The organism is Nevskia sp. (genome assembly GCF_021732705.1).
Classification (GTDB): domain Bacteria; phylum Pseudomonadota; class Gammaproteobacteria; order Nevskiales; family Nevskiaceae; genus Nevskia.
This window is the reverse complement of the sequence record NZ_JAKFUM010000009.1, coordinates 64,292-79,019: the sequence shown is the minus strand read 5'-3', so window position 1 is coordinate 79,019 and position 14,728 is coordinate 64,292. Positions and strand designations below refer to the sequence as shown.

Annotated in this window: 13 protein-coding genes; 9 read left to right on the top strand and 4 right to left on the bottom strand. The window is 67.1% G+C overall.

Translation table 11 applies throughout. The annotated features are described in order from the left end of the window. The first annotated feature begins 79 nt into the window (after positions 1-79). The 8 genes from QZ951_RS11105 (at position 80) to QZ951_RS11070 (ending at position 8,950) form a co-directional block, all read left to right on the top strand. Entirely contained in the window at positions 80-1,324 is a 1,245-nt protein-coding gene (locus tag QZ951_RS11105) for a threonine ammonia-lyase (protein ID WP_293000660.1), read from the top strand. Positions 1,325-1,367: 43 nt separating this feature from the next. Continuing rightward, a complete protein-coding gene (locus tag QZ951_RS11100) occupies positions 1,368-1,874 on the top strand; it encodes a DUF1993 family protein (protein ID WP_293000659.1) in 507 nt (168 codons plus the stop codon). A gap of 264 nt (positions 1,875-2,138) precedes the next feature. After that, positions 2,139-3,881 carry a fatty acyl-AMP ligase gene (locus QZ951_RS11095; RefSeq protein WP_293000658.1) on the top strand — a complete coding sequence of 581 codons (1,743 nt, stop codon included), beginning with the start codon at positions 2,139-2,141 and terminating at the stop codon, positions 3,879-3,881. Then, the gene (locus QZ951_RS11090; protein WP_293000657.1) at positions 3,881-4,834 is read left to right on the top strand and encodes an NAD(P)-dependent oxidoreductase; all 954 of its coding nucleotides are present in this window, start codon (positions 3,881-3,883) and stop codon (positions 4,832-4,834) included. Before QZ951_RS11095 ends, QZ951_RS11090 begins: the two co-directional genes overlap by 1 nt. 183 nt (positions 4,835-5,017) lie before the next feature. Then, positions 5,018-5,269 (top strand): acyl carrier protein, encoded by a 252-nt coding sequence (locus QZ951_RS11085; RefSeq protein ID WP_293000656.1) that lies wholly within the window; start codon positions 5,018-5,020, stop codon positions 5,267-5,269. A 4-nt stretch (positions 5,270-5,273) separates the two neighbouring features. Continuing rightward, positions 5,274-6,560 (top strand): aminotransferase class I/II-fold pyridoxal phosphate-dependent enzyme, encoded by a 1,287-nt coding sequence (locus QZ951_RS11080; RefSeq protein WP_293000655.1) that lies wholly within the window; start codon positions 5,274-5,276, stop codon positions 6,558-6,560. 130 nt (positions 6,561-6,690) lie between these two features. Then, positions 6,691-7,905, top strand: coding sequence for a hypothetical protein (locus tag QZ951_RS11075; RefSeq protein ID WP_293000654.1), 1,215 nt, complete (start codon positions 6,691-6,693; stop codon positions 7,903-7,905). Between the two features lie 58 nt (positions 7,906-7,963). Then, positions 7,964-8,950, top strand: a complete 987-nt coding sequence (locus QZ951_RS11070) for a fatty acid desaturase (protein WP_293000653.1) — start codon at positions 7,964-7,966, stop codon at positions 8,948-8,950. 154 nt (positions 8,951-9,104) lie between these two features. Here QZ951_RS11070 and QZ951_RS11065 read toward each other — a convergent pair whose 3' ends face one another. From QZ951_RS11065 to QZ951_RS11050, 4 genes are read right to left on the bottom strand one after another with little or no spacing between them, the layout of a single operon-like run. Then, positions 9,105-10,208: a glycosyltransferase gene (locus QZ951_RS11065; protein ID WP_293000652.1), complete on the bottom strand. Its 1,104-nt coding sequence runs from the start codon at positions 10,206-10,208 to the stop codon at positions 9,105-9,107. Between the two features lie 4 nt (positions 10,209-10,212). Next, entirely contained in the window at positions 10,213-11,580 is a 1,368-nt protein-coding gene (locus tag QZ951_RS11060) for a lipopolysaccharide biosynthesis protein (protein WP_293000651.1), read from the bottom strand. After that, positions 11,577-12,545, bottom strand: coding sequence for a hypothetical protein (locus tag QZ951_RS11055; protein ID WP_293000649.1), 969 nt, complete (start codon positions 12,543-12,545; stop codon positions 11,577-11,579). Before QZ951_RS11055 ends, QZ951_RS11060 begins: the two co-directional genes overlap by 4 nt. A gap of 10 nt (positions 12,546-12,555) precedes the next feature. After that, positions 12,556-13,527 carry a diacylglycerol kinase family protein gene (locus QZ951_RS11050; RefSeq protein WP_293000647.1) on the bottom strand — a complete coding sequence of 324 codons (972 nt, stop codon included), beginning with the start codon at positions 13,525-13,527 and terminating at the stop codon, positions 12,556-12,558. Positions 13,528-13,770: 243 nt separating this feature from the next. On the opposite strand from QZ951_RS11050, the gene QZ951_RS11045 reads away from it, so the two are divergent. Continuing rightward, entirely contained in the window at positions 13,771-14,694 is a 924-nt protein-coding gene (locus QZ951_RS11045) for a metallophosphoesterase (protein ID WP_293000645.1), read from the top strand. The last annotated feature ends 34 nt before the right edge of the window (positions 14,695-14,728 follow it).

Genomic DNA, 14,728 nt, shown 5'->3' with positions numbered 1-14,728 from the left:
CGCGACTCGCGCCGGTGCTGTCATGCGGGTGCCGAGCGCGCACGTCCTATAATCCAAGACTGAATCGCGGGGGAAGACGATGTCCGAAGGATTGGCAATTACCTTGGAGGATGTCCGTGACGCCGCTCGCGTCATCCGCGGACAGGTGCTGCGGACGCCGTGCGCGCCATCGCTCGTGCTGTCGAAGCTGACCGGCGCGGAGGTCTGGCTGAAATTCGAGAACTTCCAGTTCACGGCCTCTTTCAAGGAACGCGGGGCCATCAACAAGCTGTCGCGCCTGACCCAGGCTGAGCGCGACGCCGGCGTGGCCGCGATGTCGGCCGGCAATCACGCACAGGCAGTCGCGCATCATGCGACCCGGCTCGGCATTCGCAGCACCATCGTGATGCCGACCAACACGCCGTTCACCAAGGTTCGCAATACCCGCGAACTAGGTGGCGAAGTGATCATGCACGGCGAGACGCTGGGTGACGCGTTCGAATACATGCAGCGCGAGCTGGTCGAAGCGCGGGGCATGACGCTGGTCCACCCGTATGACGATCGTCACGTGATGGCCGGACAGGGCACGATCGCGCTGGAAATGCTCGAGGATGTGCCGGAGCTGGACACGCTGGTGGTTCCGATTGGTGGCGGCGGCCTGTTTTCCGGCAACGCCGTGGCCGCGCATGCGCTGAACCCGGCACTGCGCATGATCGGTGTCGAATCGGCCGGCTACTGTTCGGCATACGCGGCGCTACAGGGCGACGCCAGTCTCGTTCGCGGTGGGCCGACGATCGCCGAAGGCATTGCCGTGAAGGGTGTCGGCAAGCTGACCCTGCCGGTGATCAAGGCTCATGCCGACGATCTGGTGCGGGTCGATGAGCCGTCGATCGAGCGAGCCGTCGGCCTGCTGGCCAATGTCGAGAAGGTGGTTGCGGAAGGCGCTGGCGCCACCGGGCTTGCCGCGCTGCTGGCCGACCCGGCGAAGTACGCAGGACGCAAGGTCGGACTCATCGTCTGCGGCGGCAACATCGATCCGCGGCTGCTGGCATCGGTGCTGCTGCGCCAGCTGGTGCACGAATCGCGCTTGATCAACCTCTCGATCGATATCGAGGACAGCCCGGGGTTTCTGGCGCGGGTCGCCGGCTGTGTCGGCAGCACCGGCGGCAACATCGTGCAGGTTCACCACGAGCGCCTGTCCGCGGGGCGTCACGCCAAGAGCGCGACGCTGGAGATGCTGATCGAGGCCCAGGACGAGGCGCACACCAACCAGATCATGGCCGTTCTGACCACGGCCGGTTTCGTCGTCCGCCGGGTGCAGGGAGGTTACGGCGAGTTCGAGTAAGCTGCCGGCCCGCAGTTTTCCTTTTCAATCAGGACTGTCTGACATGACGATTTCGATGTATTCCGCGTCGGTTCCGGTGTTCGTCCGGGCCCTCGAGAATCTGGCGCACATCCTTGAGCTTGGCGCGGCATCGGCCGAGGCTCGCAAGATCGATCCGAGCGTGCTGCTGCAGTCGCGGCTTTATCCGGACATGTTTCCGCTGGCGCGTCAGGTCCAGATCGCTTGCGACATGGTCAAGGGTGGGGCCGCACGCCTTGCCGCCATCGAGCCGCCACCGAAGCCGGACACGGAAACCACGTTCGATGAACTGAAGGCGCGCATTGCCTGGACCATCGAATTCCTCAACGGCGTGACGCCGGCACAGGTCGACGGTTCGGAAGATCGGCCGATCGTGCTCAAGACGCCGTTCGGCGATCTGAACTTCACGGGCCATCAGTATCTGACCGCGTTCGTGCTGCCGAATCTGTATTTCCACTCGGCCACTGCCTACAACATCCTGCGTCACGCCGGCGTCGTCGTCGGCAAGCGCGATTTTCTGGGCAAAGCCTGAACTTGCCGCCCGAACGACGCGCTTCCGGGCATCGTTCGGCAGCCCTTCGGGCGCCTGCGCTGCGGAATGCGACGGCAGTCGCGTCGCACCATGATGCCGATCATGATCGATTGCCAAGCCGCTGATTGATCGGCGCTTTTTGCGTTGGAACCGGCGCTCGACGTCGCCTCCGGACGGCAAAAGGAGCAGCCCGTCGGATGTGATATAATTGCCGACAAGCGTTGTTTTCCCCAGAACTCGAAAAACCTTTCCGAATTTCCATCGATGCTGTTGCCTACTCCGACGGCGAGCGAGCTCTCCGACTATCGTCCCGCCGACTTCGACACTCTGCCGCAAGCGCTGGATTACGCCGCTCAGGGTGCCACCGGGATCAACATCTATTCCGGGAAAGGGACACTGCTGGAGGCCCTGAGCTACCGCGAGCTGCGTGATCAGGCGCAGGTGCTCGCGCGCAAGCTGCTGGCGCGCGGTCTGGTTCCCGGCGAACGCGTGGCGCTGGTGGCCGATACCGATGGCGACTTCGCAAGAGCGTTCTTCGCCTGCGAGTACGCCGGTCTGGTGCCCACCGCCCTGCCGCTGCCGGCGGCCTTCGGGGGGCGCGCGGCCTATGTCGCGCACATCCGCGGCATGATCGAAGTGGCCGATACCGCCGCTGCGATCGCGCCGGTGGCGCTGCAGGAATGGCTGGGCGATGCCGTCGAAGGCCTCGGCCTGAAAGTGTCCGGCACGCTGGCCGTGGTCGACGCCACCGAAGGCTGGGAAGACATCCCGCTGCCCACGGTCGGCCCCGAAGACCTGAGCTACCTGCAGTTCTCGTCCGGCAGCACGCGTTTCCCGAAGGGCGTGGCCGTGACCCAGCGCGCCCTGCTGGCCAATATCCGCGGCATCGCCTGCAACGGCCTGAAGATCGGTCCGACCGATCGCTGCGTATCGTGGCTGCCGCTGTATCACGACATGGGGCTGGTCGGCTTCCTGCTGACGCCGCTGGGCTGCCAGATTTCGGTGGATCTGTTCGCCACCCGCGATTTCGCGCGCCGTCCGCTGCTGTGGCTGGACTTGATCACGCGCAACGGCGGCACGCTGTCGTACAGCCCGACGTTCGGTTACGAACTGGCTGCGCGCCGCGCCGAAACGGCATCGTCGGAAGCGCTGGACCTGTCGCACTGGCGCGCCGCCGGCATCGGTGGCGACATGGTGCGTCCAGAACCGCTGGCCAAGTTCGCCGCGCAGTTCGAGAGCCGTGGCTTCAAGGCCTCGGCCTTCGTGCCGAGCTATGGCATGGCCGAGGCGTCGCTGGCGCTGAGCTTCGCCCCGCTGGGTCAGGGCATCCGCTACGACACGCTCGATACCGACCGGCTGGAGCGCGACCATCTCGCGGTCACCGCCGGGCCCGATGCGCCGCGCAAGCGTGATTTCGTGCTTTGCGGTCCGGCGCTGCCGGATCACGCGTTCGAAGTTCGCAGCGAGTTCGGCGAAGTGCTCCCGCCGGGCAAGGTCGGCCGCATCTACGCCAGTGGTCCGAGCCTGATGCATTCGTATTTCGGCCAACCGGAAGCGACCGAGGAAGTCCTGTCGGCCGATGGCTGGCTCGACACCGGCGATCTCGGCTACTTCCGCGATGGCCAGATCGTGATCTCGGGCCGTGCCAAGGATCTGATCATCGTCAACGGCCGCAATATCTGGCCGCAGGATCTGGAGTGGACGGTCGAACGCGAAGTTTCCGCGCTTCGCAGCGGCGACGTCGCGGCGGTCTCCGTCGACGAAGGCGGTGCGGAAAAGATCGTGGTGCTGGTCGAGTACCGTGCGCCGGACGACGAGAGCCGCGACAACCTGAAGAAGGAAGTGGCGGGTGTGCTGCGCCTGCGGCATGGCGTGGAGACGGATGTGGTCACGATTCCGCCGCGCGCGCTGCCGCGGACCTCGTCCGGCAAGCTCAGCCGCTCCAAGGCGAAGGCTCTGTATCTGCAGGGCTCGTTCGCGCTGTCCGTGATCGCGACCGCGAGCTGATGTCGGCCGGCCTGACGGTCGCTGTCACTGGCGCCACCGGCTTTCTGGGCCGCCACGTTGTCGCTGCACTCGCAACCCGCGGCCATGCCGTGCGTCTGCTCGCGCGACGCGAACCGCTGGACGGAAGCTGGGGCGGGCTCGTTCCGGAGGTCGTGCTCGGCTCGCTGTCGGATCGCGCCTCGCTCGCCAGGCTGGTCGACGGTGCTGACGCGGTTCTTCATCTCGCCGGTGCGATCAAGGCCCGGCACGATGCCGAGTTCCTGACCGTCAATCGCGACGGCAGCCGCGCGCTGGCCGAAGCGGCTGCCGCCACGGCGTCGATCCGGCACTTTGTCCACGTGTCGAGCCTCGCGGCGCGCCACCCGGAACTCTCCGGCTATGCCGCCAGCAAGCGGGCCAGCGAAGACGTGGTGTTTGCGGCACTCGGCCGGGACCGCGTCAGCGTGATTCGTCCGCCGGCGATCTACGGGCCCGGCGACCGCGAGACGCTCGTGTTCTTCCAGCTTGCGTCACGGCGCCACGTGCCGCTGCCGGGCTCCGCGCGTGCCCGCATCAGCCTGATCCATGTCCACGAAGCGGCACGATTGCTGGCGGACTGCCTGTCCGAAGCGCCTAGCGGCCAGGTGCAGGCGATCGCCGACGGCAAGGCCGATGGTTATGGCTGGCGCGAAATTCTCGACGCCGCCGCCGATGCCGTCGGCAATCGCGCGCCGCGGTATTTTTCGGTTCCGGGGGGCTTGTTGCGCGGAATCGGCGGCAGCGTTGGCGCGCTTGCAAGCTTTTTCGGGCAATCCGGCATGGTCAATGCTGGGAAGATTCGAGAATTGCTGCACGAAGACTGGAGCGTGCCGGAAGAGCAGTTGCGCCGCTCGCCGGATGGTGGAACCGGGCCTGCGCTTTCGGCCGGTTTCGCCGCAACGGCGGTCTGGTATCGTCAGGCCGGCTGGCTGTAAGCTTCACAAAGCAGTGACTTACGCAGACTTGTCGGCTGACGGCGGCGGCCGCGGCCATTGTGAAGGCGCTATGACAAAACCGTTATCCGTGCTTTACAATCCGCCGATCCGAGTCCTCAGACTGCCGACATCTGTTTCGGCCCGATGGGCGTATCCGGTGCAATATCAGGGGAAGATCGGACGATGACCGAGACGTTGCAGAACACTCAGGCCGAAATCATTGAAGGCCTCAAGGAAATTCTGAAAAGACCGGCTCAGCTCGACGCGACGACCAACATCGTCCGCGACCTGCAGCTGGATTCGTTGGTGGTAATGGACTTCATCATGTCGCTCGAGGATCGCTTCGAAATCGTGATCCCGCTGGATCGCGTGGCAGAAGTCGAAACCCTCGGTGATCTGGCGCGAGTCGTCGATCAATTGCGCGGAAGGAATTGAAATAGTGAGCATACTTTCGAAGTTTGCCCCTCTGCGGCAGACCTACGACCAGCTGCGTTCGGTCGGCCAGAACCCGTTCGAGATGGTGTTCGAGGACATGCTGTCCTCGACTGAAGGCATCTACCGCGGCAAGAAGACCATTCTGCTCGGCACCAACAACTATCTGGGCCTGACGTTCGATGAAGCCTGCATCGAGGAATCGGTCGCCGCCGTCCGTGCCCACGGCACCGGCACCACCGGCTCGCGCATCGCCAATGGCAGCTACGGCACCCACCGCAAGCTCGAAAGCGATCTCGCCAAGTACTTCAATCGCCAGCACTGCATGGTCTTCTCGACCGGCTATCAGGCGAACCTCGGCATGTTGTCGACCCTGGCGGGCAAGGGCGACTATCTGCTGCTCGACACCGACAGCCACGCCAGCATCTACGACGGCGCCCGTCTGGGCCACGCCGAAGTCGTGCGCTTCCGCCACAACGATCCGGATGACCTGCGCAAGCGCCTGAAGCGCCTCGCGAACGAGCCGGGCCAGAAGCTGGTGGTCGTCGAAGGCATCTACTCGATGCTCGGCGACACCGCGCCGCTGCGTGAATTCGCCGAAGTGAAGCGCGAGATGGGCGCCTGGCTGATGGTCGACGAGGCGCATTCGCTCGGCGTGCTCGGGGAGCACGGCCGCGGTCTGGCCGAAGAGGCGGGCGTTGAAGCGGATTGCGACTTCATCGTCGGCACGTTCTCGAAGAGCCTTGGCAGCGTCGGCGGCTTCTGCGTGTCCAACGTGCCGGAGTTCGACATCCTGCGCGTGGCCTGCCGTCCGTACATGTTCACGGCCTCGCTGCCGCCGGCGGTGATGGCGTCGACGATCACCGCGTTGCGCCGCATGCAGGAGCAGCCGGAGCGCCGCCAGCGCCTGCACGAGAATGCCCAGCGCCTGTATCACGGCCTGCGCAAGCTCGGCTTCGCGGTCGGCCCGCAGTGCAGCCCGATCGTGTCGGTCGCCGTGCCGGAAGTGCCGGTCGCGGTCGAGTTCTGGAACCGTCTGCTCGAAGGCGGCGTGTACCTGAATCTGGCGATGCCGCCGGCCACGCCGACGCCGTCGCCGCTGCTGCGGTCGAGCGTCAGCGCCGTGCACACGCCGGCACAGATCGACCGTGCGGTGCAGCTGTTCGAGACCGTCGGTCGCCAGCTCGGCGTGCTGCCGCCGGCGGTGGCGCCCGCGCGCAAGCGGGCGCCGGTCGCCAGCGCGATCCCGGCGCATGCCGAAGTCGCGATGCTCGCTTCGGGCGGCGCGCGCTGATCCGCCGTCTCGCGGGATCCAGCGTCGCGGTTCGACGTCGATGCCCGTGAGTTGCCGCAACAAGGCCCGGATTTCCGGGCCTTGTTCGTTTTCGTTGCTGTCGACGCCCTGCGAGCGCTGAATCGTGTCGATGACCAAGCCCGATGCCGGTGCCGCGCCGCGTGCGCCGACCATCGGTTTCCTGTTCAACCACGAGCATCTGCATCAGATCGCGCACAGCGCGCCGATCGCGTTCGAACTCGGCCGTCTGCGGCCGGATCTGACCGTGACTTTGCTGGCGTCCGACGCGCGCCAGCTCGATTATCTGCGCGAGCTTGCCAAGGACTACCCGGGAAGCCGGCTCGACTTCCGGTTGCTGACGCTGAATCCATCGCTGGCGGGTTTCCGTCGACGTCTGGACCAGATCGCGCCGTTCACCCGGCTGATGACCCTGTGGGCGCATCGAAAGACGTTTGCGGCGCTCGATGTGCTGGTGGTGCCGGAAAAGACCAGCCTGATCCTGCGGCGGCGATTCGGCGTCAAGCATCTGAAATTCGTGCACACGCGGCACGGGGCGGGGGACCGCGAAGTCGGCTTCGACAAGTCCAGCGGCGAGTTCGATCTGGTGCTGATGTCCGGCCCGAAGATCCGCGATCGCCTGCGCGCGGCCGGGCTGCTGAAGGAAGACGGTCACGCGATCGTCGGCTACGCCAAGTTCGATCTGCACACCCGCGGGCCGCGGCCGAAGCTGTTCGACAACGACCGCCCGACCGTCGTCTACAACCCGCATTTTTCGCCGCGCTTCTCGTCGTGGTACGCGGAAGGCTTGAAGGTGCTGGAGGCGTTCGCGAAGTCCGACCGCTACAACCTGATCGTCGCGCCGCACGTGATGCTGTTCCGGAAGCAGGTGCAGGTCTCGATCGACAAGCTGTCGCTCGACACGCCGGGCGAAATCCCGGACTGGGTGCGCGACTGCCCGAACATCCTCGTCGACCTCGGCAGCGAGCGGAGCGTCGACATGACCTATGTCCGTGCGGCCGACCTGTATCTCGGCGACGCGTCGAGCCAGATCTACGAGTTCCTGCACACGCCGCGGCCGTGCCTGTTCATCAACGCCCAGCGCGCGGACTGGCAGGCCGACAGCAACTACCGGCACTGGACCAGCGGCCCGGTGATCGAGAATGCCGACCACATTCTGGACGACGTCGACGATGCGTTCGCCAGCCATGGCGACTACCTCGACACCCAGCGCCAACTGTTCCGCTACAGCTTCGACCTGACCGACGAGCCCTCGGCCCGGCGGGGTGCGAATGCTATTCTTGCCGCTGCGGAGCGGTGGATTGCCGCCGAAGCCGCTGCTCGCTGATCCGCCCGATGTGCGTGATCGCAGCCCGAATTCCTTTCAAGAAAGTCCTGAGCTGACCATGAGCCACGATTTCATCTACGTCGACGAGCCGATTTCCCATGTCACGCGGCGGCGCGAAATTGCCGCCAAACATCCGGAAGTACGGGCGCTGATGTCGCGCAATCCGATGTCGGCGGTCTGGATCGTGGCGCTGGTGTCGTCACAGTGGTTGGTCGCGTCGTTCGCGCCGGGCTTCGACGCCTGGGTCTTCATCGCCGTCGCCTTCCTGTTCGGCGCCTTCGTCAATCACGCGCTGTACGTGATGATCCACGAGTGCACGCACGCGCTGGTGTTCAAGAACCAGACGCTGAACCGCCTGTTCGCGATCTTCTGCGACTTTGCGCTGGTGCTGCCGTCGGCGATGGGCTTCCGCAAGTTCCACCTGCATCACCACCGCTATCTGGGCCAGTACGACATGGACCCGGACATCGTCAGCCACAAGGAAGCCGAGCTGATCGGCAACTCGCCGTGGCGCAAGGCGCTGTGGGTGGCGCTGCTGCCGATCTCGCAGGCGCTGCGGCCGATGAAGCTCAAGGCCCAGCGCGGCGTCGAACTGTGGGACGCCTGGGTCGTCGCCAACCTGTTGGCGGTGATCGCCGTGAATGTCGCGATCTATCTCTGGCTCGGGCCGGCGGCCCTCGGCTATCTGGCGCTGTCGACCCTGTTCGCGCTGGGCCTGCATCCGCTTGGCGGTCGCTGGATTCAGGAGCACCACGTCACGAAGGAAGGCCAGGACACGTACTCTTACTACGGTCCGCTGAACAAGCTGTGCTTCAACATGGGTTTCCACAACGAGCACCATGACTTCCCGGCCGTGCCGTGGAACAAGCTGCCGAAGCTGCGCGAGATTGCGCCGGAGTCGTACGACAACCTGAAGTCCTACGATTCGTGGCTCAGCGTGCTGCGCCACTTCATCTTCGACCGCTCGATGTCCGGCTACAGCCGCATGGTGCATCCATCGACGATGCCGGCCGGTGCGGCGATTCCGGTCGCTACGGACGACTGAGCGGCACGCCGCGCGGTCATCCCGGCGAGCGCTGCATTCGAAGGCGAGGCATTGACGCCGGTGCCGCCCGGCATCGGCGTTCGTCGGCAGGACACCGAGCCACTCGATGTCCGTTCGAGTGCGCAAGGCGGCTTGATCGCGTGATGGTCGAGGATCAGGCTCGCTGCCGCCGCGCCACCACTGCCGCCATCTTGTCCAGCACCGCAAACCCGGCGCGATCGAACGCCGATTCGCCGAAGCGCTCGATCACGCGGTCGCGGCTGGCCTGACCCATCTGCGCGGCGCGTGCGCGGTCGTCGGCCAGGGCCAGCGACGCCTTGGCCAGCGCCGGTGGATCGCCGACCGGCACGACATGCCCGGTTTCGCCGTCGATGACACTGCGCTGCAACTCGCCGACCGGTGTCGCGATGATCGGCAGCGCCGCCTGCATCGCTTCATGCGCGGCGATGCACATGCCTTCGTGATGCGACGGCTGCACGTAGCCATGCAACCCGGCGAGGAAATCCGCGGGACGCTCGATGAAGCCGACCAGCCGCAGATTGTCGAGGCCGGCGCGTTCGATCCGCGCGGCCAGTGCCGCCTGTTCCGGACCTTCGCCGCCGATCAGGATTTCGAGACGCTTCGACGCCTCCGGATGCCGATCACGCAGCCAGATGGTGGCATCGATCAGATCTGCGTAGCGCTTGTTCGGGTGCAGCCGGCCGAGGCTGCCGATGCGAAAACGGCCGCCGGGCTCGCAGGGCTTGGCCTGCGGCACGTCGCCGCGGGCGCGGAAGATCGGCCAGACATCGATCAACTCGTGCGCGACGCCCAGCGTGTCGTGGGTGAACGTAGCCACGGTATCGGAATCGGCAACCCAGCGATCGGCCCACCGGCCGGTCAGGCGCAGCAGGCGAACGTTGCCGGGCTTGAGCCAGGCGTTGTGCTGCCAGCTCAGCACCGGCACGCCAGTGATGCGGCCCGCGATCTGGCCGTAGACGCAGGCGCGGCTTAGCGATGTCCAAATGAAGTCCGGCCGCCACGCCCGGATCTCGGCGAGCAGCTTGCGGAAGCTCGGGATGAAGTCGCGTGGGCCGCGGCCGATCAGCGCCCAGTCGAGCCCGGCGCGATCGAAGCGCTCGGCGGCGCGGCCATCCTGCGGCATCAGCGCCAGCACGCGCACGGTGTCGCCGTGGCGTTCGGCGGTGGCGATCAGTTCCGGCACCGGAAACGCCGCGCCGCCGCCGTTCAGGCCATTGATCAGATACAGGATGCGCATCGGCTCAGGCCGTCTTCGGAGGATCGGGCGGCAGCCGCAGCAGCGCGACGATCAGCGCGCCGACGGTGACGACCGCATACGCGAGCGCATGCAGGCCGGCGCCTTCGAGCTGGAAGGCTTGCAGCAGCAGGTACAGCACCGGCAGCAGGCCGAGACTGGCGATCAGGTTGATGGTCAGGGTCGTGTTCGGGCGACCCAGCGCCACCAGTGCCGAACCGAACGGGAAGCCGAGCAGGTGCACGGTGCGCGCGACGGCGATCAGCAGCAGCAGGCCGTATGTCGCGTCGAAGCCGGCGCCGCCGATCGTCGTCAGCAGCCAGCGGCCGATCAGCGCGAAGGCGCCGACCAGCACGATGCCGCCGGCCATCGAGATCGCGCCGGTGCGCAGCACCAGCCGCCGCAGCCGCGCCTGCTCACCTCGGGCCGCAATCGCCGCCAGCTCCGGGTAGACGGTGCGGCTGATGATCAGCATCGGCTGCTGCAGCACCATGCCGATGCGCAGCGCCACGTGATACAGGCCGACCGCGGCCGGCGTCAGCAGCGCGCCGACGGCGAGCGGGGTGATGCGGTTCGAGGCATCGGTCAGGCCGATGTCGAGATTGTTGGTCAGCAGGAACTTGATGATGCCGGGATGGCGCTGCCGGATCGCCATGACCGCCGCGTGCTCGCGCGGCTGGCGCAGCAGGCCGCGCCGATGCAGCTCGCCGAGGCCCAGCGCCCACTGGATCAGCCCCTCGAGTATCGAACCGGCGAGCCAGGCCAGGATGAAGCCGGTCAGCCCGCCATCGAGCCACCACGCGAGCCCCGCGCCGATCAGCCGCACCAGCGGGCCGCTGGCCTGCTGGAACGACAGCAGGTCGAAGCGCCCGAACAGGTTCAGCACCGCGGCCGGGGTGGTCTGCGTGTTCGAGATGATCGCCAGCGAATACAGCACGGCGAGGGCGGCGATCGAGTCCGGCCAGCCGAGATGCTGGCCGACGATGCCTGAAAGTGCCGCGCACAGCGCGATGGCGGCAGCGCCGCTGGCGATCTCGATCTTCGCGACGTAGCGCCACAGCGCGACGAAGTCTTCCGGGTGCTGCGTCATCAGGTCGCCACTGCCGTAGCGCACCAGGGTGTGCCAGCCCTGCAGCACGCAGAAGTTGCCGACCAGCAGCGCGTAGAAGTTGATCGACACCAGCAGACCGAAGTCGGTGGGGCCGAGCGTACGCGCGCCGAGCGACAGGTAGACCAGCCCGATCAGACCGGCCGCCACCTTGCCGCCGAGCAGCTTGCCGGCATTGCGGAACACGCGGCCCAGCGCACCGCCGGGCGCAACGGCTGCTGCGGGCGCGAGATCGGGCGCCGGGGCAGCGGCTGGCGGCTCCGTCACCGGATCGCGCCTTTCCGCCGCAGCATCCACAGCACGCCGGGCGCGGCGAGAATCGGGTGGCGCCGCTGCCACGGCTTCAGCTCGACCTTCAGGCCGCTGTGCCGTTCGATCTTCCACAGCAGGTAGTCGACACCACCATCGAAGGTGTACGCGCTCTTGACCAGCCGGATGAAGTTCAGCGGCTTGCCGATGCCGTGGCGCAGCGCCCAGCCGGCTTTGGCAGCGTGGCGGGTCATGTCATCGATCTGCGGCTGCAGGCGGCCTTCGCTGTCGGCCGAGTACGGCAGGCCGGCGGCGGTCCAGGCCAGTGGCAGCACGGTGTCGTAGCGCTCGCCGCCATAGGCCATGAGCGTGTCGGTGCGGCTGGCTTTCTCGACCCGCAGTTCAGCGCTGTAGGTGCGCTTGTACAGCGCCTGCCAGAAGTCCCGCGCACGACCGGACAATGGCCCGAGCCGCGCCGCCCAGCCGGATGCGCTGATCACGGCTTCGGTGATCGCTTCGGCAGCGGCATCGCGGGCGTCGCCATCGCGCGCCCAGGCAATCGCGGCGGGCTGGCTGTAGCGCGCCCACATCGTCGTGTCGAGGCTGCCGCGTGCCATCGCGCCGAGAAACTGATCGCTGCGCAGCACGGCGACCTTGGCGCGCAGCTTGTGGCCTTCGTAATCGTGTTCGAGATACAGGATGTTCGGCGGCAGCACGCGATTGGCGGCGGCCGGCAGGCGGCGCCGATACCAGCCGCGCAGCGAGTCGACCAGCACGTAGAAGTCGAGCACGCCATCCAGCGCGCCGGAGCGCAGGTTCGAGCCGTAGAACAGCACGGTGTTGACCGAGCCGTGGCCGCGCGCGGCCAGCACCTCGGCCGCCGCGCGCACGCCGTCCGGCAGGTCCAGCGCCAGTTCGTCGGCCAGCAGCGCCTTCAGCGCGGCGCGTGCGGCTTCGGCGGCAGAGATCAGCGGAGCGGTCATGCGGCAGGCGTCAGTGGTTCAGCGGTGAGTGGAAGTCGAGCAGCGGGCCGGCATGGAGTTCGACGCGGCCGTAGACGCCGGGCGTGTGCGCCTCGCCATCGACCACCAGCGGACCTTCGATCCGCAGCGAAAGCTTCTGCGCGCCGCCGCTGCGATACAAGCCGGATTCACGCATCCACGCGCTCGGGCGGCCTTTCAGCAGCGCCGGCAGCGAGCGCGTCAGCCGCTGCGGCGGCGCATCGACATCGAGCCAGCGCAGCGCCGACTCGCCGTGATCGAAGAACGGGTAGATGCCGTTGAACAGCCGGTGCAGACTGGTGCACAGGAACACGAAACGCTTGCCTTCGCGTTCCGGTTCGTCGTCGACGCCGATGCCCATCGTCGTGCCGGCTTGCCACTCGCTGGTCGGCCCGCCGGCCAGCGTCTGCCAGACCGCGCTGGCCATCGTCGCCATCACCGCGGGACCATGCAGCAGGCCGCGGTCGTGCACGGCACCCACCGCGAGCTTCCAGCCCTTGTGGAACGCTGCGGCACCGACGAAGAAACCGAGCACCGGTGGCCGGGCGGTATCCGGCCAGCGCAGCTCGACGGGCCGACGCTGCACCCGGCGCGCACCCTGACCGGTGACCAGCGTCCCGAGCAGTCGCTGCAGCGCGTCTGGCCCGTAGCCGGCGCCGCCGACATCCTGGATGGTGAGGTTGGCGTTGCCGCCGGACATCAGCATCAGGGTCGGCAGTCGATCGCCGAAGGCCGGGGGCAGGGCGCTCATCACGTCGCGCAGCGTGCCGTCGCCGCCATCGACGATCAGATGCGTCACGCCCCGTTCGCCATAAGCCTTGACGACCTCGGCGACATCGTCGGCGGAGCGGGGGTCCAGCCGCAGCAGTTCGATGCCGGCCGGCACCACGACCGACGACAGCCGATCTCCGAGACGCTTGTTCCGCTGGCTGTTCGGGTTGCGGATGATCCCGATCCGGATCATGCCGGCCGGCGGCAGCGCGGACGCGGCGCGGCGGCGAAGCAGTCGGAACGGGTGCGGAGCGGGCGGAAGATCATCAGAAGGCCATGAAAAAGCGCGCGTATTATGGTGCATTGCGACGGTTCGCAACGCGGCTCACCGTATGGTCGAGCGCTGCATCCCCCAGTGGGTTCAAGCGGGGAATCACCCCCGATTCGGCCTGACCTTGCTCCGAAACTGCCACGACCCTGTCCCGAAGCCTGTCTGATGTTCCGTCTCGCGCACTGCTCCGATCCCCACCTGCATGTCGACGTACCGGCGCCGTCGCTGTCCGATCGCTTCTCCAAGCGCGCGCTGAGCCGCCTGTCGTGGGCGCGCGGCCGCAGCGCGCTGCAGCGGCCGGAAGTCCTGGCGGCGGCGGTTGCCGACATTCGCGCCCACGCGCTGGATCACTGGCTGGTCAGCGGCGACATCACCAATTTCTCGCTGCCCAGCGAGTTCGTGGCGGCCGCCCGCTGGCTCGAAGCGCTGGGCCCGGCCGATGCGGTGACCGTGGTCCCGGGCAATCACGACGCGTTGGTGCCAATGCCGGCGGCGGACGGCTGGGACCATTGGCAGCCGTGGCTGCGCGGCGATGACGGCGCCACCGGTTTTCCGTTCGTGCGGATTCGCGGCGATGTCGCGCTGATCGGCCTGTCGAGCGCAATCCCGACACCACCTGGTTTTGCCAGCGGCGAACTGGGCGCCGAACAGCTGCTGGCGCTCGAAGCGCGGCTCGTGGACCTTGGTCAGCGCGGCTTCGCGCGCATCGTGACGCTGCATCACCCGCCGGCGGAGGGCGTGGTGACCGCGCGCAAGGCGCTGGTCGATCGCAGCGCGTTTCGCGCCGTGCTTGCCCGGACGGGAGCCGAACTGGTGCTGCACGGCCATTCGCGCGATGCCCGCTTCGACCCGCTGCGCGGGCCGCAGGGTCTGATTCCGGTGCTCGGCGTGCCATCGATCTCCGCCATCCCGAACCCGAAGGACGAAGGCGCGCGCTGGAACCTGATCGAGATCGAGCGCACCGTGCGTGGCTGGCATCTGGCGGTGCACGCGCGGCGCTGGCAGCCGCAGGACCAGCGTTTCGCCGCTGCCGGAAGTTACCGGCTGCTGCTGCCGGCATCCGGTGCAGCGAACGGCGTCACCGGCTAATCTTCCGCTCGACTTTCTTGCGTCCCGTCTTCGT